Here is a 408-nt window from a genome sequence, read left to right as displayed (position 1 = left end):
CCGCTGCGGGCGTATCGCACCGGTACGCAAGGCGGGTTTGTGTTACAAGCACAAGATGCGCTGAATGTGCTGGAAATTTACCTGGCAGCGACGCAAGGTCCCGGCACCTATCCGGTGGGCTACGTCAGGGGTCCTATTCCCTATGCGCCCAACCCGGATAGTTATGCCGGCTACACGCAGTACCGGGGACCACAGTCTGGGGACGATCCCTACAACCCACCAGCACCCACCCGTTATTATACGGATGGCTCAAACACGGGAACGGTGACATTCACTCGTCTGGATACAGTGGCTCGAATAGCGGGAGGGACCTTCGAGTATACCGCTCGGGAAATGACGACGGGGCAGACCGTGCGGATCAAAAACGGAACGTTTGATGTGAAGTTCTGATAAACTGGAGAGACGAGA

Annotated in this window: 1 protein-coding gene; it reads left to right on the top strand. The window is 56.9% G+C overall.

The window, feature by feature from the left end; all coding sequences use genetic code 11:
* On the top strand, positions 1 to 390 hold a 390-nt coding region (locus tag CDA63_RS21050), incomplete at its 5' end, for a DUF6252 family protein (RefSeq protein ID WP_199797574.1).
* Positions 391 to 408: the final 18 nt, after the last annotated feature.

The organism is Hymenobacter amundsenii (genome assembly GCF_002204745.1).
In the GTDB taxonomy this organism is placed as follows: domain Bacteria; phylum Bacteroidota; class Bacteroidia; order Cytophagales; family Hymenobacteraceae; genus Hymenobacter; species Hymenobacter amundsenii.
This window is presented reverse-complemented; position numbering and strand designations above follow the sequence as displayed.